At 47.9% G+C, this 16,868-nt stretch carries 14 protein-coding genes; 4 read left to right on the top strand and 10 right to left on the bottom strand.

The window, feature by feature from the left end; all coding sequences use genetic code 11:
- Positions 1–1,143: 1,143 nt before the first annotated feature.
- The 5 genes from B9Y93_RS12600 to B9Y93_RS25130 all read right to left on the bottom strand — a co-directional run bounded on the left by B9Y93_RS12600 (position 1,144) and on the right by B9Y93_RS25130 (position 6,029).
- Complete coding sequence (locus B9Y93_RS12600; RefSeq protein WP_342351860.1) at positions 1,144–2,685, bottom strand: hypothetical protein; 1,542 nt, start codon at positions 2,683–2,685, stop codon at positions 1,144–1,146.
- 72 nt (positions 2,686–2,757) lie between these two features.
- Positions 2,758–3,411 carry a hypothetical protein gene (locus tag B9Y93_RS12595; protein WP_085494771.1) on the bottom strand — a complete coding sequence of 218 codons (654 nt, stop codon included), beginning with the start codon at positions 3,409–3,411 and terminating at the stop codon, positions 2,758–2,760.
- Positions 3,408–3,974, bottom strand: coding sequence for an RNA polymerase sigma factor (locus B9Y93_RS12590; protein WP_085495132.1), 567 nt, complete (start codon positions 3,972–3,974; stop codon positions 3,408–3,410). Before B9Y93_RS12590 ends, B9Y93_RS12595 begins: the two co-directional genes overlap by 4 nt.
- 392 nt (positions 3,975–4,366) lie before the next feature.
- Positions 4,367–5,611 (bottom strand): multidrug effflux MFS transporter, encoded by a 1,245-nt coding sequence (locus B9Y93_RS12585; protein WP_085494770.1) that lies wholly within the window; start codon positions 5,609–5,611, stop codon positions 4,367–4,369.
- Positions 5,612–5,825: 214 nt separating this feature from the next.
- Positions 5,826–6,029 (bottom strand): DUF6199 family natural product biosynthesis protein, encoded by a 204-nt coding sequence (locus B9Y93_RS25130; RefSeq protein ID WP_085494769.1) that lies wholly within the window; start codon positions 6,027–6,029, stop codon positions 5,826–5,828.
- 172 nt (positions 6,030–6,201) lie between these two features.
- Here B9Y93_RS25130 and B9Y93_RS12575 point away from each other — a divergent pair, with 172 nt between their 5' ends.
- Positions 6,202–7,182 (top strand): hypothetical protein, encoded by a 981-nt coding sequence (locus tag B9Y93_RS12575; RefSeq protein WP_085494768.1) that lies wholly within the window; start codon positions 6,202–6,204, stop codon positions 7,180–7,182.
- 125 nt (positions 7,183–7,307) lie between these two features.
- On the opposite strand, the gene B9Y93_RS12570 is transcribed toward B9Y93_RS12575, so the two are convergent.
- From B9Y93_RS12570 to B9Y93_RS12555, 4 genes are read right to left on the bottom strand one after another with little or no spacing between them, the layout of a single operon-like run.
- Entirely contained in the window at positions 7,308–9,296 is a 1,989-nt protein-coding gene (locus tag B9Y93_RS12570) for an amino acid ABC transporter ATP-binding/permease protein (RefSeq protein ID WP_085494767.1), read from the bottom strand.
- Complete coding sequence (gene cydD, locus B9Y93_RS12565) at positions 9,293–11,182, bottom strand: thiol reductant ABC exporter subunit CydD (RefSeq protein ID WP_085494766.1); 1,890 nt, start codon at positions 11,180–11,182, stop codon at positions 9,293–9,295. Before cydD ends, B9Y93_RS12570 begins: the two co-directional genes overlap by 4 nt.
- On the bottom strand, positions 11,182–12,198 hold the full coding sequence (gene cydB, locus B9Y93_RS12560; protein ID WP_085494765.1) for a cytochrome d ubiquinol oxidase subunit II: 1,017 nt from the start codon (positions 12,196–12,198) through the stop codon (positions 11,182–11,184). Before cydB ends, cydD begins: the two co-directional genes overlap by 1 nt.
- Positions 12,191–13,591, bottom strand: a complete 1,401-nt coding sequence (locus B9Y93_RS12555; protein WP_085494764.1) for a cytochrome ubiquinol oxidase subunit I — start codon at positions 13,589–13,591, stop codon at positions 12,191–12,193. Before B9Y93_RS12555 ends, cydB begins: the two co-directional genes overlap by 8 nt.
- Positions 13,592–14,307: 716 nt before the next feature.
- On the opposite strand from B9Y93_RS12555, the gene B9Y93_RS12550 reads away from it, so the two are divergent.
- The 3 genes from B9Y93_RS12550 to B9Y93_RS12540 all read left to right on the top strand — a co-directional run bounded on the left by B9Y93_RS12550 (position 14,308) and on the right by B9Y93_RS12540 (position 16,418).
- Positions 14,308–15,519: an MGDG synthase family glycosyltransferase gene (locus B9Y93_RS12550; protein ID WP_085494763.1), complete on the top strand. Its 1,212-nt coding sequence runs from the start codon at positions 14,308–14,310 to the stop codon at positions 15,517–15,519.
- Positions 15,520–15,621: 102 nt separating this feature from the next.
- Positions 15,622–15,975 (top strand): nitrous oxide-stimulated promoter family protein, encoded by a 354-nt coding sequence (locus tag B9Y93_RS12545; protein WP_085494762.1) that lies wholly within the window; start codon positions 15,622–15,624, stop codon positions 15,973–15,975.
- Between the two features lie 86 nt (positions 15,976–16,061).
- Positions 16,062–16,418 carry an MmcQ/YjbR family DNA-binding protein gene (locus tag B9Y93_RS12540; protein ID WP_085494761.1) on the top strand — a complete coding sequence of 119 codons (357 nt, stop codon included), beginning with the start codon at positions 16,062–16,064 and terminating at the stop codon, positions 16,416–16,418.
- A 271-nt stretch (positions 16,419–16,689) separates the two neighbouring features.
- Here the strand turns inward: B9Y93_RS12540 and B9Y93_RS12535 are convergent, their stop codons facing one another.
- Positions 16,690–16,827, bottom strand: a complete 138-nt coding sequence (locus tag B9Y93_RS12535; RefSeq protein WP_085494760.1) for a DUF4023 domain-containing protein — start codon at positions 16,825–16,827, stop codon at positions 16,690–16,692.
- Positions 16,828–16,868 lie beyond the last annotated feature (41 nt).

Raw genomic sequence — 16,868 nt, 5'->3', positions numbered from 1 at the left:
TCTCTATATTTTTACAATGGTATGAATTTTCTTAAAAAATTTATGTTATCGATCAACAATGTGACATGCACCCATCCTTATCTAACCATTAGAACCTGCGTTCGTCAAAATAACGATATTGCAAAAAATACATATTTTGACCCTTATGCTTTCATTCCGAAGTTTTCTTGAACATTCTCAACATAAATGTGTAATTAACTGACAGGTTCCTTGCACTGCTCTACGAGAAAGGAAGCTCCGGGTCAGTTAATGCTTCATGTCTTCTATCAGTGGAATATCATGTGAATTGTCCATACAAAGGAGGACATTAGAGAGGGATCCAATTTTCCTGATTTCCGCATCATCATGCACAATATATAGTATTTAACTAATTTTTTGTCCATATATTGTTTTTTAAAATTTGAAGAGGATATGCCATTTTCTATTTTAATGTCTCGCCTTTGAAAGACATTTATTGAGAATTGTCCGTATATAATAGACATTGGGATAGACATATTAATGAAAATACATATAAATGAGATGTAAAAAATAGATATACAAAATAAAAATAGTCATGCAAATGAATATAAAATCCTAATAGGCATTCAAGTTGTCTCTCCAAATTAATATTTATCTAGTGTTTCTAAGCATGGTTTGAGTGTTCAAATAATCATTCAAATAGGCAATTAGATAGGCTATTAAATAGGCTGAAAATAAGTTTGTGAATAAAATGGGGGACAACGGGATGGAACACAATTAACGAGAAGGTACGAAGAATAAGACCCATTAATGATCCCATTTCAATTAATCCGTATCATTTGTACGATCTTTTTGTATGATCTTTGTATATGTCGTTTACATAAGAGCTTCCAAACTTCTCCATCACAAACAAAACCCTCCCTGAGGAGGGAGGGCCAGCAGCCAGAAGGATAAGATGTAGATATTCAATCAATAGTGTCATCTATTGCTAGACTTGTGTTTACTGTCGCATGCAAACAATCAACGCGCATCATTTACAACGATTCCGATTCCGATCTGTTGTATGCATATCCATATTTATTCCACATTTATTTCAGTATTCGCATCTGCTTATCTTCCATTTTCACATCTATCTTTATCTCGACCTTTGTAGCTGCTTGGAACTCATCATTCATCCCTATCTTCTCATTCTTCACGTCCACTTGTATTCGCATCATCCGAATCTGTCTTCGTCTTGCTCTTCATGGATGCTTGTAGCCCATTATCATTGGCCTGCATTTCCATTTCATTATTAATGCCTATCTTCTTCTTGGCCTTCCCCTCGATCTGCGTACCGCTCTTCATGCCTGCCTTCGTTTCGGTAGTCACAACTGCCGGCAACTCATCAGTCGAGACTGCTTTTAGCGGAGGTTTCGAACCTGCTTGCATCCCTGATGGGGCATGCATATGCCGTTCGCTCTCAGATGCGACCGTATTTGTAGGAGTATAGGGCATTGAGCGCATCATAGCGTCCGAGCCAGGATATGGCCGTTCATCGATAGGCAGATCAGTCAGCGATGAAGACTCATAGGGAGAAGGACGGCGCAGCAAGCGCAAGCCTCCCGCAATGAAGACAACAGCTATAATCATGGTCTGCAAGTATTCCTCGATCTGATAGCGGAAGTGCACAGAGATATTGAACTGATATTCTAATATGGGAAGCACCAGCCGCACAAACAGGTAGTAGCCGCCAAGCCCAACCAACACAGAACCAAGCCAGCGCTTATGCAGAGTCGAAGATTTCACCAACGGAATGTCAAACAGCATCTCACGTCCCAGACGGCTAATTTGCTGCAGTGCATCGAAGAAGCTAAAGCACCAGATCAGCGGAATAACAAAGAAAAAGAATGACAAGCGCAAGAAATCAAACACATATATGGCGCCTAAGAACGCGACCATAAGCTGCAAGCCTCTTTTTTGCAATCCTAAATACATATGTCCCGCGCCAGGCAGCACAGACAGCATCATGGCCAGCATCTTGCTTCTGCGCCCATCCTCGCGAAAAGCCTCATAATCATCAAACAGCGTGCGGTCCTCCACTACCTCGCCGCGGCGCTTTCGATGCACAGCTTGAACAGCATCGAACATGCAGTACAGCCAGATAATCGGCAGCAGGCCAAGGAAGATGGCAACCCCCTCCTGACGGGTAATCGCAGCAGTAAAGATCAATACCGTACCAAGTCCAAAGAAAGCGATCAAGAAGGACAGGCCTCGCTGCATCAGCCCAAGATAAAAGTGGCCAAGTCCCGGTATAAATGACAGTAGAATCGTAGCAAAGCGCTCGCTGCCAGAGACCGGAGCAGCTCCTATGGGCATCGGTCCCATGTCGACCCCATGCATCCCCATTCCATTCATGCTAGTATCATGGAGCCCCATCCCCGTACCATGTCCTCCACTTTCCCATTGCATAACATGCCTTCCATAAGAGCTTAGGATACGAGGGGTGTTGATCAAAAACACAATCATATCTACCATGCTGATGAACCCGATCAACAGCGCAACAAATCCGAAAAATAAAGCAGGCTCCTTATCAAAGGAGGTCACTGCAATCAAAAAAGCCATGCCGAGGCAGCCAAAAAACAATAGACCATACAGCAAGGCCCGTTTCTTCTTCCCTGCATAGTAATGCCCAAGTCCAGGCAAGAAGTTCAGAAGGAAGGCCACTCCTTTGCTGCGATACATACTCAATTCCTATCTCCCCTTTTCATTTGTATAAATGTGTCGTGATATTTATGGACGATTCATAATAGTCGTTTTTATTTATGGCTTAGTGCCAAACCAATTGGCGAAGGTATCGAGCACGGCATTCGTAATAGAACCACTCGGCTGCTCGATTAGCGTTCTTGGCTCCCTGAGCAGAGCCTCAAAAACTCCGCTTGCCATAAACAACAGCGTAATCGCGGCTGCAACAGTGTAATGGAACAGCGGATGTTCCAGCCAATGACGTCTGTGCTTGCGAGATGCCGGTACCTCTTGGTCAGAAGCAGCCCGATTGACTCCCTGTTCTGGCTGATGCGGCTCGTAGGCCTCGTCATGGCTGCCATGATCGGAAGCCTGTGTCTGCCAATCCGATTGTGGCATACCTTCTGTTCCATAGGGCGCATGCTGCTCAAGCTGATGCTGCCGTTCTTCTGTGAGCGGCGCACCCGTTACCTCATGCCGCACGGTAGCTGCCCCGCAAGCCCCATCCCAAGCCGCATTCGAATACAGCTCCTTTAGCACTGCTTTTGTCACAGCTTCGGCTCGCTCCTCATGAAGCAGAGGAAGCTCTGATGAAGCCAGCTCCATCGCAAGCAAATACAGGGTCATCGCCTCATCGGATTGATTCAGCTGATCTTCCATCATGAGCCGCTGCTCGTCGGATACATGGCCCCTAATATATTGCTCCCAATCCTCTTGTGTATAAAGGGTCATCGCCAATCCTCCTCCTTCCAATGATTGCGAAGCCACTGCCTTGCCCGGTACAATCTCGACTCAACCGTCTTCGGTGTGATATGCTGCTCGCTTGCAATCTGATCATAGCTTTTATCTTCCAGATAGAAAGCCTGTACCATTTCTCGATGCAGCGGCGGAATGCGGTCAAGCTCAGCGGCAAGCTGCTCTTTTCGCTCGATATCGAGTACCTCAGCCAGCGCGTCGCGGCTATTTTGTTCATAAGGATAGGCACTGTCTACAGATTCATGATCTGCTCTCAGCGCTCCATCATGAGTCGCAAGCTGGGATACAAGCTCCGGCCGCCTTGCTTTTTTGCGTTTATAATCAATAGCTTTATTGATCGTAATGCGGGATATCCATGCCTTTAAGCCTTTCATCTCGTACTGGGGGAGAGCACGATGAATCTGTATAAAGGCTTCTTGAACGATATCCTCCGCGTCTGCTCTATTGCGGACTACCGAGTAGGCAATTTGAAAGATATGCTGACGGTAGCCTTCCATCAACAGTCGAAATGCATCTGCATCGCCTGCTCGTATGCGCATGACTACTTGCTCCTCATCAATAGCTCTCCCCTCCTTCCAGAAGTATAGACGCACATACTCCCTCTTGCCCCTGCTTCTTTTTTGAAAAATATTAAAAACCAAGATTAACCCTACTATAAGCGTGACGAATTCGATCCTTTACAAGATTAGACTTTTAAGATTAGACCTCATATAAGGGGAAAGAAACAGTTCGGCCAAATTAGATTTCCTCGCTGGAGAAATAGGCGTAATCAGCACGCGGTGAATTTTGTACATAAGAAAAACGCCTCGCGCCATCGGTTAACGAAAGGCGCAAGGCGTTCATGATTCATTAAAATAAAACGAAGTAATGACTAGCAAGCTAATGTTAATGTGAATGTTATTGCATGGCTATAAGGCCTGCGGAACAACGGTTAAGCAGCCTCTATCTCTTGACCCGACGCGCTCAAGCGTGCAAGAGTGACATAGAATAGAGAGGCCAGCAGGCTGCAGCTTGCGATGACGATTCCCATCGGTACAGCAGTCGTGCCGCCACCGATGCCTACCAGCGGTGCCACAATTGAGCCGGAAATGAAAGGCAGCAGTCCAAGCAGCGCAGAGGCACTTCCAGCTCGCTTCTTCTGATTCCCCATTGCGAGAGAGAAGCCTGCTGTATTGACCACGCCTGTACTGGACACCGCGATAAATAACGGAATCAGAACCGCTGGAAGCGGTGCATGCAAGAGCACGACGATGAGCAGCGCCAAGCAGCTGACTAGAGAAATGATCAAGCCAGCCGTGAACAGACTGCGCTCCGTGTAGCGGCCAGCCAATCTTCCCGTGATCTGCGTTGCAATGATCAAGCCAAGGCCATTGATGGCAAAGAACATGCTGAAGCCTTGTGGAGACACGCCGTAAATGTCCTGCAGCACAAAAGGCGAACCGGAAATATACGCAAACATGGATGCTGAGACGAGTCCCATGGACAGCATATAGCCTACAAATACGCGGTCCTTAAGCAGCAGGCCAAAGGTTGAGACCGTCTGCTTCACCCCACCTGATGCCCGCATGGATGACGGCAGCGTTTCTTTGAGGCCAAATACAGCTCCCGCGATCAGTAGAATGCCAAGCGCGCCAAGCACTACGAATACGCCATTCCATGTCGTAAACTTCAGGAGCTGGCCGCCTGCTACTGGCGCTAAGATTGGTGCCAGACCATTAATCAGCATAAGCAGCGAGAAGAATTTGGTCAGCTCTGGGCCATCATACAGGTCCCTAACCATTGCGCGAGCAATTACAATTCCGCCTGCTCCCGCCACCCCTTGAACAAAGCGCAGGAATACCAATCCCCAGATAGAAGGGATAAAAGCACACAGGAAGGAAGAGAGCGCATAGACAACCAGCGAAGCAATCAGCGGCTTCCTGCGTCCATGAGCATCGCTTAACGGCCCCATAAGCAGCTGGCCTAAGGCAATGCCAAGCATAAAGGCGGTCAGCGTCAGCTGAGCAAAGGACGCCGTCGTCTTCAGATCTGCTGCCAGAATTGGCAGCGAAGGCAAATACATATCAATCGATAGCGGCCCAATAGCCGTCATCGAACCGAGCACGCAGGCAAGGCCGAAGCGCTGCTTGCGTGATATCGACGCAGAGGTTGCGATCGTTTCTGTCGCAGGATTCATACGGTTTTCCCCAACTTTCTATATTTAGATGTCTCAAGTGTCCTGTCTGTCAGGAAAGCACAATAAGTACATCTTAACATATAATAGTAGGAGTAATTAAGAAGTTATGAGAGAAGTAGATAGAGTTTTTAGAAACAATTTTTAAGGAATGTGCAGAAGAAATTATGAAGATACTGATATTTCACCCGAGTCTTAGTTATAAGTCAAGTTTTTATTATTCTAAAAACAAGAGTGCGCTAATACCCCCGATTGCTGCTAAAGCAAATAGAACTGATGCGCATCTAATAAGTATGATATATGTACCTGATGGCTCAGTTGCTTGATTGCTTTTCCAGCTTTCTGTGATATACCAAATAATTGAAGGTTTTACGGCCATTAAAAGTGATACAAGAAATAAAATAATAAATAGGAATATCATACAATACCTCCAATATTAAATATTATTTACTCTTTTTATATATATATTCTATAAATTTCAGAAAATCAATAGGTTTTATCTATTTCCAAATAATTCTATTCATTGGTATCATATCCCATGTAGACAACCATACAACTATTTTATTGTCTAATCTAAAGGAGGTTTTGTTAGTATGAGGAAAAAGTGGTTATCATTATTTTTATCAATTGCACTGGTTTTCTGTTTCTCTTCTTCTGTACTTGCCGATTCCTTACAACATCAAAAATCAAACGTTAACATTGATGGTGAAACTCAGAAACAAAAGGTACTTCTTATCATGGAACAACTAAGCCAGCTAAGAGCAAACCAACTTCTTCAAGAATCAAAGTCAGGTAGTGTACAGGCTATCTCTACATCTAATCAAATGGAAGCCTCTCTAGAATCGCAACTCGAGTCACTTGGTGTTGAAAAACTCACTAGTGAGCAAGTGAGAGCTAGATATACTAAGTACAGTGCCCAACCACTTATTACTCCTCCTCCATCTACCAGCAAAGTAAAATGGTACGTCCTAAGATATGACTCAACTAGAAACGGTGTCACCTACAATATTGAAGAACTTTATGCCCAAGGGTTAAACTCTGGAACAAACCTAGCCGTTGGAGCAAATGGAGCAACTCTCTATACGAACAAACAAATTCTAGTTAAAAATTTGATTAATATCGCGTCTATATATACTCAAAAAGCTATTGGTGCAATTCCTGTAGTTAATTTACTACCATATGAACTCCTGTTTACTAACAACGATAATGTTACGAATAACAGCCATGTAGTAACACACCGCAGCCTTACGACTGTATGTTTCAGCTATGTTAAAAGATCTGACCAAAGCGATTATTATCAGAATTTAAGTTATTCATCCAATATGTATACACTAGCTGCTTCTCACACTTTAGCTGGATATAATAATGGACAACCATATTCAAAAACAACTGATAAAACGAATACAGTTTATGCGGATAACTACGCAAGCAGCTCAAAAGCAGTAGATTATTTTATTTCAACCACATTAACAGGGACTTCTTTTGTGAGTTCCTATACTTTTTATAACCACGATAAATCAGCAAATCTTAAATATAATGTTTTAACTCCTACTGCACCAGGACAAGTAAATTAAACCCTTTTCATTTTTTATTTCCAATACAGCCAATCCCCCCATATACTATATAGCCATAGTATATGGAGGGATTATTTTATATATATAGCGTGTGTTATGAATAAAGAACCTCAAATTAAAGTTCATTATATATTTGGACGATCCAGCTCATAGAGCCTGCGATAGCGCGGCTCGCGCTCCATCAGCTCTGCATGGGTGCCGCGCATGACGATGCGGCCCTGGTCCATGAAGATAATCTCATCCATCTGCTCCACACATGCCAGATGGTGCGTGATCCAGATCAATGTCTTCTCCCGCATCACGTCGAATACCGTACGCAGCAGCTCGCGCTCGGTGATCGGATCAAGCCCTACCGTCGGCTCATCCATGATCACAATCGGCGTATGCTGCAGCAGAATGCGCGCCAAGGCTACGCGCTGACGCTCGCCGCCGGAGAAGCGCTGGCCTGCTTCATGCATCGGCGTATTAAGCCCTTGCGGCAGGGCATCCATCAATTGGCCCAGCTTCACCTGCTCGCACGCCTCGCGAATCTCTTCGTCTGTTGCCTCTAGGCGGCCAAGGCGAATATTGTTGCTGACCGTCGTATCGAACAGATGCGGGCTTTGGTTCAGCACGCCAATCACGTGCGAAATATCATCTCCATAGGAGTCGGCCTCCTGCCCTTGCACCAGCACCCGCCCCTCAGACGGGACTACGGCTCCTTGAATAAGCTTAAGCAGTGTAGACTTGCCTGCTCCACTGCGGCCAATGATCGCCACCTTCTTGCCAGCTTCCACTTGGAGCGTCAGCGTGTCCACGCTCTTGCTGGCTTCCCCTTCATAGCTGAAGGATACCTGTTCTAAGGATATAGGATAGGTGTAGGCTTCCTCTGCTGTTGACACTCCATCCTTCTCAGAGAATCTCACCGTCATTCTTCCTTGCTCCGTCAATGAATAGGAAGGACCGCTAGATGCAGCTTGAGCCGATTCCGTACGCACCAAAGCACCTGTATGAGACTGCGGGCCTTGGACCGAATAATCGCTGCCTTGGGCTGAACGATCGCTGACTTGAGGCGAACGGTTGCCGGTTTGGTCTGTGCTGTGCACGCCCAATGCCGAAGCACGGTCTCGTGTTAAGCCCTGCTTCGCCTGCTTAGACCCGCCCAACCTTAATGATGCTGGAGCATCATGCTCCATGCGCACAAGCCTGCTCACCGAATCCTGATATTGCGGAATCTTTTCAATCGCCTCGGAAATGGGGAGAAACGCATCCATCATCGGGATGACAACCAGCACGAAGGCTGCGATCAAATAGACTGGCAGGCGTCCCTCCGCATACTGGCCTCCAGCCCAATAAATCATCGATACGACCATAAGTCCAACAACCAATTGGGCCGTAAACATTCTCCAGCGGCTGAAGGTATTGATGGAGCGTTCAATCGCCGCGACTCTCGCTTCATCCTCCTCGTAGGACTCCACAAAAGCCCCAGAACGCCCGCTGATCATCCAATCGCTAAGCCCGAGCACCGCATCGGTCAGACGCTGGTAAAGTCCGTTGCGCTGCTGCTTCATCTGACGATGCTTCACACGAGTGATCAAGAGCGAGACAACCGGCAGAACTGCAATCAGTACGAACATGTACAAGCCCATGAGCGCTGCAAATACGCCGTCAAAGTAGCCGAGGGCTGCAATGATTGCGCCATAAGTGACCAGCGCGATAATGCTTGGAAATACGGTACGCATATAAACATTTTGCAAATATTCAATATCGTCAGCGAGTGTGCCAAGAATATCACCTGTCCGATAGCGCGAACGAAGAAACAGCGCCTGCGGTTCCAATACGCGGTATAGTCTAACCCGCATGTCGGACAGCACCCGAAGAATGGCATCATGCCCAATGAGGCGCTCCACATAGTGCGAGACGGCACGCCCGATCCCGAATGTTCGAACCAATACGGTCGGCACATAGACCATGAGAATATTCTCTGGGCGAAGCGCGGACTTCGAGATCAGCATGCCAGAGGTGAACATTAGCGCTCCCGCCATGCAGACAGTTAACACGCCAAGCAGCACCGTTAAGGCGAAGCGGCCATAATAGGCGCGAATATAAGGCTTGAACCATTGTTCTCGCTTCATGTCCACCCCTCCTCTTGTGCACGAATGAGCTCCGTATATACCCCGTTCTTCGCCAGCAGCTCTTCATGAGTGCCCATCTCGGCGATGCGGCCATGATCCATGACGATAATCATATCCATATCAAGCATCCAATGAAGACGATGGGTAGCCAAGATGACCAGCTTATCATCAAACAAAGGAAGCATCGTTTGCTTGAGCTCATATTCCGTCTCAATGTCGAGATGAGCCGTCGGCTCATCAAGCAGCATGATCGGCCGATTGCCAAGAAAGGCTCTGGCGAGCGCAACGCGCTGCTCCTGCCCGCCGCTTAAGCGCCGTCCACCGCTGCCGATCGGCGTATCAAGCCCTTCTGGCAGGCCCGCCGCCACTTCAGCCAATCCAGCCTTCGCAATGGCTGCCTTAATCTCCGCTTCGGAGGCCTTCGGATCATAGAATCCTACGTTCTCCCTCAGCGTGCTGCTGAATAGATACGGCTGCTGCGGGATATATGTGATCTGCTCCCGCCAGCCTTCAAGCCCAAGCGTCGACAGCTTCCTGCCGGCTGTCATTACTGAGCCAGATGTCGGGTGAAGGAAGCCGCCCAGCACATCAATCAAGGTTGATTTGCCAGCGCCGCTTGAGCCAATCACGCCAATTCTTCGTTTGCCCGTGAGTTCGAGAGTAATATCCTCAATAGAGGCAGGCCCCTCTTCTTGATGCTTCACCCCAATCTGCGCCAGCCGCAGCACACTGTCCTCTTGCCACGTCCATGAGCTTGAGGCGAGCACAGGGCGATTCGAGCAATGCTGATCCGCATTGCTCTTTGCTGCACCTGAACTGATACCAGACTGCCCGTCTGTGGCTGCCTGCTGACTTGCAGCCAGCCCTGCGGCACCGCGTCCTGCAGAATGCAAAGCGAGCAGTTCCTCTCCCGTACCCAGCACCGCTTCTTCTGTACGATCCTGCTTCGACGCCTCGTCGATCAGGTCCTGAATCGCCTTGCCGGCTTCCTTCCCTTTTAAGGTTGCATGATAGTCAGCTCCCATCATGCGCACAGGAAGGAAATACTCAGGTGCCAATATAAGCACCAAGAGCGCCGGCTCCAACAGCATGGTGCCTTCGATCAGACGAATCCCCAAGCTGACGGCAACCGATGCTACTGACAGCATCGTGAAGAAGTCGAGGGCAAAGGAAGAGAGGAACGCGACTCTAAGTGTCTTCATCGTTGCCGAGCGATAGCTGTCGCTGACACGCTCGATTGATTCGCTGTGCCGCTTGCTGAGCCCAAGCATCTTGAGCGTCTCCAGCCCCCTTAGTGAATCGACAAAGTGATTCGAGAGCACTCGATAGCTCTCCCACTGCCGATCCATCTGCTTCTTGGCAGCCAAGCCAAGCAGGATCATGAAGGCAATAAGGATCGGCATCGTCACAGCAAGGATGAGTGCTGCAATCCAGTCCTGCATGAGAATATACACCCACACGATAATCGGCGTGATGGCTGTAGACATCATGCGCGGCAAGAACAGCTCCAAGAAGGTGCGGAATTGCGAGAAGCCATCCAGCACCAGCGTCACGAGGTTGCCGGTTCCTTCCGACTTGGCAAGCCTTGGACCGAAGCGAAACAGCTTCTCCATAAGCGTTCTGCGAAGCTCCTTGCCCGTCTTCTCGGCATACCGATAACTAATACGCTGGATCAGGACATTCGTCAGCTGACGTATAGCAAAAGCAGCCAGGAATATGGAGATCCATCCTGACTGCTCCTGTAGACTTGATCCGGCGAAGAGCTGCGAAATGACTTTCGCAAGCCCCATCGCCATATATAGAATCGACCCGCTCTGAATAACGGTTAAGAGCGCAATAATCAATTGTGTTTGTCTTATCCCGTGAAAGCGAAGTCCTTTTCCCATTAGTACTCCAAATGCTCCTTTTCATGAACACGTTTATGGAAGACAAAGTAGCTCCAGATCTGATATGCCAGCACGAACGGCAGTAGCGATAAGGCGACAATCGTCATAACCTTCAAGGAGTATGTCCCAGAAGCGGCATTATATACCGTCAAGTTGAAGGTCTGGTCGATCGTACTGATCATAATATTCGGGAACAAGCCCACGAATACGCCGGCAATCGCAAGAGCGATGACCGTACCTGTCATGCCAAACGCCCAGCCATCCTTCTTCTTGGACATGAAGTAACCCGCCAAGACGAAGGCAACAACGCCAAGCAAGCCCATAATGCTGAGCACTACGCCTCTAGCTTCGAACATATCGGTCTTCCACACGGTCATCGCAGCGAAGGCCACGAACAGAACCGCTAGTGGAATCAAGAGCATCTTCGCTTGAGCGCGAGCGCGTTCACGAAGCTCTCCTACCGTACGAAGCGAGAGGAACATCAGACCATGCACTAAGCATAGCACGGTTACAGCTACCCCGCCAAGAACCGTATACACATTCACCACATCAAAGATGCCTGCGTGCATCTCCATCTGCTGATCAATCGGCAAGCCCTGCATAAGATTGGCGAATACGACACCGAACAGGAACGGCGGCAGCAGGCTGCCAAGCAAGATGACGATATCCCACGTCTTCTTCCATGCCTCTGTCTCGCCCTTGCCTCGGAACTCAAAGGCCACCCCGCGTCCAATAAGCGCAAGCAGCACGACAACAAGCGGTACGTAGAAGCCGCTGAACATCGTAGCATACCAATGCGGGAACGCCGCAAACATCGCGCCGCCGGCTGTTAGCAGCCATACCTCATTCGCGTCCCAGAACGGTCCAATGGAGTTGATCATGACACGTCTCTCACCGTCTGATCTAGCCAAGAACGCTGTTGACATCCCTACACCAAAGTCAAATCCCTCAAGGAAGAAGAAGCCGACGAACAACACGCCAACGAGTACAAACCACAGTTCACTTAACTCAAACATGGAGACCCTCCTTCGCAAACGGATCGCTCGTAATCTTCTCCGTCTTCTCCACTACTGCATTAGGCCCTCTCTTAATGACCTTCAAGAACAGGTACACCAAGACGACCGCAAGAATGGTATAGATCGTTGTAAAGGAGATCAAGGAGAACAACACTTCACCAGATGTTACCGACGGAGACACACTATCTTCCGTTCTCAGCAACCCAAATACCGTCCAAGGCTGACGGCCAATCTCTGTCATAATCCAGCCCGCTGTATTTGCTACAATCGGCATGAAAATAGCTGCAACCATCAAACGGTAGAACCAAGTATGCTTCTGATCAAGCTTCTTGCGAGCTGACAAGTACCATCCGTACGCCGCAAGCACGATCATCAGCGTGCCGCATGCAACCATGATACGGAAGCTCCAGAAGGTCGTACGTACAGGAGGAATATAATTGCCTTCCCCGTAGGTTGCTTCATATTCAGACTGCAGCTGCTTCATGCCGACAACTTCACCTGAGAACTTACTATAAGACAAGAAGCTAAGGGCATAAGGGATCTTGAATTCCTTCGTGCTCTCTTGCTTCTCAGGATCAATCGCAGCCCATACGGTCCATGCCGCAGGATCGCCGCTATTCTCCCACAAGCCTTCTGCTGCTGCCATCTTCATAGGCTGTGTGTGCACCAAGTATTGAGCCTGCTGGTGACCAAACAGTGCAACAAGAACGGAGGAGAGCAAAGCCACAATAATGCTCACATGGAACGACTTTTTGAAAAAGTCCGTATCTTGCTTCTTCAAGAGCTTCCATGCGCTAATCCCTGCAATCAGGAAAGCGCCTGTTGCGAATGCAGAGAAGATCGTATGCGGGAATTCCACCAACAACTGTCCATTCGTAATGAGAGCGAAGAAATCGTTCATCTCCGCGCGGCCATTTACAACCTCGAATCCAACAGGACGCTGCATAAAGGAGTTTGCTGCTAGAATCCAGAAGGCAGACAGCGTTGTACCGAAGGCGACGAGCCAGATACAAGCGAGATGAACCTTCTTAGACAAGCGATCCCACCCGAAGATCCAAAGACCGATAAAGGTAGATTCCAAGAAGAAGGCAGCAAGCGCCTCAATCGCAAGCGGTGCACCGAAGACATCACCTACGAAGCGCGAATAATCCGACCAGTTCATTCCGAATTGGAATTCCTGAATAATCCCTGTAACGACACCGACTGCAAAGTTAATGAGGAACAGCTTTCCCCAGAACTTCGTCATCGTCTTGTACCGCTCATCTCCCTTCACCACATACATTGTCTGCATGATAGCAAGGATTAACGCCAATCCGATCGACAACGGGACAAAAATAAAGTGAAAGATCGTTGTCGAGGCAAATTGAAGCCGCGATAGCATGACCGTATCCATGTTTGTTCCACCCTTCTCATCGTTTTAATCATACAGCTCCTACTGACGGGTTGACTCTCTCTATTCCTGACACCCGAGAGCTGTCCATGCTCTTGTGTTTGTTGACTATTATCATGGTTATCATTGAATCAACGCTATTGTGTCAAAAAAATCACTGGCATAGTGTGATAAAAATCACAATAACATTCATGAAAAGGGTTACTTCCTGAACTTTCTGTTAAGAGACACGCAATTGTGACAATTGCCTCCCCAAAAGTCACAAAATCGCATTGAATAATCCATCATTCCAGCATTTTCTATAACGGTTATTTACCTAAATTTATCCTGTAATTTTCCCCGAGCTGCGATATAATGGCATTGATATTCCATTCTTTCACTAATAATCTGCGACAGCTAGCTCTCGCTTTCCCTTCGATCCATACATCGCTAGGAATAGCGGCTTCCTTTTTTGAAATATTTATTAATCAGTGATTAACCCCATATGGTTCATCCTATAATGGAAGAGAAGGCCTGCTTCTAGATTGCACTTGCATCCACAAGCTGATAATCTAGGCTGCAGGCCTCTTCTGTTGGTTATACCCGACGCAGGTCTAGGATCAGAACTAACCTGCGGACTGTTTATCCAATATGTACGATCGGGTACGATGAGAGTATAGACAATATCGGGGTCATAACGTGCAGAGGGCACGTTCCTATGATTAAAAGGAGTGTTGAGGATGTACTCATGGATGGAGACACCAGCCAAACAGGAGCCTGTTAAGGTGCTCGTCCTAACCGGCTCTATCGGGCACGGTCATATTCAGACAGCAAACGCGATTCGCGATACTGCTGCTCGTCGATTCGGCCGTCAGGTGGAAGTGCAGATTGTGGATTATTTGGAGCAAGTGGCTCCTCATCTGCACGGCGTGGGTTCGTACTGCTTCATTCAATTTTTGAAAATGCTGCCGAGCATGTATGGAATGGCGTTTGAAATGACGCGAAAAGACCGCATGCTCGCTCAAATGATAAAACGCGTTCGGTTTACGAGCTTGAAGCCGCTGTCGAAGCTGATTCAAGAATCAAAACCAGACGTTATCGTAAGCACCTTCCCGGCAGCCAGCGCGGCTGTATCCAAGCTAAAGGAAAAAGGTGTCGTATCGGTTCCTTCCGTTACAGTCATTACTGATCATACGGACCACAGCTTCTGGCTGTATCCGTATACGGATTTGTATATGGTCGGGTCAGACAGTGCCCGCCGCATGCTGATTGCACAAGGCATCGATCCCAAATCCATTGAGGTCACTGGCATTCCGGTGCGCCCTCAATTCTATGAGGACTACAATAAGCTTGCGCTTAGAGAACAGCACAGCTTATCTCCATCCAAGATGACTGTCCTCCTTATGGGCGGAGGCTGCGGTCTAATGGACCCTTCCATGCTCGACAAATTGGAGCAATCCGCTCCCGAATTAACCGAGCATATCCAGTTCATCATCGTGTGCGGCAGCAATGAGAAGCTGCGGCAGCAGCTGGAGGCATGGTCCGCTACAACATCACTGTCCGTTCATGTCAAAGGGTATGTGCAAGAAATTCACGAGCTGATGGCCTTGTCGGATGTCATGATTACAAAGTCCGGAGGCGTCACAACGGCGGAAGCCATGGCGCTTCATCTGCCGCTGATCGTGTATAAGCCGCTGCCCGGCCAAGAGCAGGACAATATTCGCTATCTCGTAAATAATGGGCTTGCCCAATGCGCACACAATGCAGCTCATCTCACATACGTGCTGTCTGAGCTCGTTGATCACCCAGCCCAGCTTCACAAGATGAGTGTGCGCGCAGCCGAAGAACACAGCAAGATGAAGGGCGACGCGCTGTCATTGATGATGGAGCTTCGCAAGCAGCCTGTGCATACGCCAGTATTGGTTAAAAAGTGGCTTCGCCGGACCGTGTAATAAAGGTTCTGAGCAAATAGCCGCTCTGTTAACAAGCTCACTCTCGTCTTCTTGATCATCTCGTATAATGAAGAGATCCCAAGATGAGAAGGAGGCGGTGTGATGAACGCCGGTCCTCGTATTGAGCGAGAGAAGACAACCGTCGAACGCATGATTCATATGTATTGCGCGGCTCATCATAGCTCCCCGCTCTGCAACACCTGTGAGGAGCTGCTTCAATATGCGCACAAACGGCTTGGCTTATGTGTATTCGGCGAACGCAAGTCGACTTGCGGCAAATGTCCCATCCATTGCTATAAGCCGCATTACAAACAACAAATCAAGCAGGTTATGAGATATGCCGGTCCACGTATGATCGTGAAGCATCCTGTATTGGCTGTCCATCACTTATTAGATGGCCTGAAGCCTGCGCCTAAGCATCCGAAGCACAGCAAGCCATCTCGGACACAAGACTAGAGGCGAAGCGGAAGAGGCCATTTCCTTCAGAGATTCTGCTGCGCTATAATAATCTTACTATTTGTGACATAAAAAGGAGCTATATCATGCAGCAGTGGATTGACTATTGCCTAGCAAAGCCCGGGTCCACCTTGTCCTACCCTTTTGACAACCATATCCCTGTCATTAAGGTTGGTACAAAGATATTTGCCTTATTTGGTCAGCACGAAGGCAAGCCAAGCATCAGCTTAAAATGCGAGCCATTCCGTGCGCAGTCCTTGCGAGAGCAATTCGAGGAGGTTGTCCCCGGCTACCATTTGAACAAGAAGCATTGGAATACGGTCGTGCTTACCGGTTCGCTCGGAGAAGAAGAGATTAGCATGCTGATCGACCATTCCTATGACCTTGTATTCAAAAGCTTAACACGTGCTGAAAAGGAACCGATTCAAGCGGAGTCCAATTGAGCCCTGATCTGCATTAAAGCTGCGGTCTATCAAGCAAAAAAAGCGTTCCCTCCACAGGGTAAGGATGTTAAAGTCCACTCGCCCCTGCCTCGGGAATGCTTTTTTATTCGAATCCTACTCGATATTCAGCTTATCCTTGCCTCCACAGATGTATTGTTATATCCATTATTTAAAGCCACTCGACCTCTTTTAATCATCCGAATAGCGAAGAATTTCACTTAATATAGAATAACCCTCTCTTCGACAGTTCAAGAGAGGGTAGCATGTCTAATTATTTATTGGTACTGTGCTGCTTGCCAGGAAGCTTGTCCCCGGGTGTTCCCTTGCCAAAGCGCTGCTGATTCTTGCGCGCTTTCTCCTGGGTATCGTGAACCTTTTCAACAAACTCATGGGTGCTGTTGTTATCCATAAGATATCCTCCTCTAATGGCTATTCTCAGATTAGGATATC

This window comes from Paenibacillus aquistagni, assembly GCF_900177815.1.
Taxonomy (GTDB): Bacteria; Bacillota; Bacilli; order Paenibacillales; family Paenibacillaceae; genus Paenibacillus_B; species Paenibacillus_B aquistagni.
This window is presented reverse-complemented; position numbering and strand designations above follow the sequence as displayed.

What these genes read in the sequence shown, in the direction of transcription:
- B9Y93_RS12595 (WP_085494771.1), bottom strand. Translation starts at nt 3,411, where the DNA reads ATGACCCTTTATACACAAGAGGATTGGGAGCAATATATTAGGGGCCAT.
- B9Y93_RS12590 (WP_085495132.1), bottom strand. Translation starts at nt 3,974, where the DNA reads ATGCGCATACGAGCAGGCGATGCAGATGCATTTCGACTGTTGATGGAA.
- B9Y93_RS12585 (WP_085494770.1), bottom strand. Translation starts at nt 5,611, where the DNA reads ATGAATCCTGCGACAGAAACGATCGCAACCTCTGCGTCGATATCACGC.
- B9Y93_RS25130 (WP_085494769.1), bottom strand. Translation starts at nt 6,029, where the DNA reads ATGATATTCCTATTTATTATTTTATTTCTTGTATCACTTTTAATGGCC.
- B9Y93_RS12575 (WP_085494768.1), top strand. Translation starts at nt 6,202, where the DNA reads ATGAGGAAAAAGTGGTTATCATTATTTTTATCAATTGCACTGGTTTTC.
- B9Y93_RS12570 (WP_085494767.1), bottom strand. Translation starts at nt 9,296, where the DNA reads ATGAAGCGAGAACAATGGTTCAAGCCTTATATTCGCGCCTATTATGGC.
- cydD (WP_085494766.1), bottom strand. Translation starts at nt 11,182, where the DNA reads ATGGGAAAAGGACTTCGCTTTCACGGGATAAGACAAACACAATTGATT.
- cydB (WP_085494765.1), bottom strand. Translation starts at nt 12,198, where the DNA reads ATGTTTGAGTTAAGTGAACTGTGGTTTGTACTCGTTGGCGTGTTGTTC.
- B9Y93_RS12555 (WP_085494764.1), bottom strand. Translation starts at nt 13,591, where the DNA reads ATGGATACGGTCATGCTATCGCGGCTTCAATTTGCCTCGACAACGATC.
- B9Y93_RS12550 (WP_085494763.1), top strand. Translation starts at nt 14,308, where the DNA reads ATGTACTCATGGATGGAGACACCAGCCAAACAGGAGCCTGTTAAGGTG.
- B9Y93_RS12545 (WP_085494762.1), top strand. Translation starts at nt 15,622, where the DNA reads ATGAACGCCGGTCCTCGTATTGAGCGAGAGAAGACAACCGTCGAACGC.
- B9Y93_RS12540 (WP_085494761.1), top strand. Translation starts at nt 16,062, where the DNA reads ATGCAGCAGTGGATTGACTATTGCCTAGCAAAGCCCGGGTCCACCTTG.
- B9Y93_RS12535 (WP_085494760.1), bottom strand. Translation starts at nt 16,827, where the DNA reads ATGGATAACAACAGCACCCATGAGTTTGTTGAAAAGGTTCACGATACC.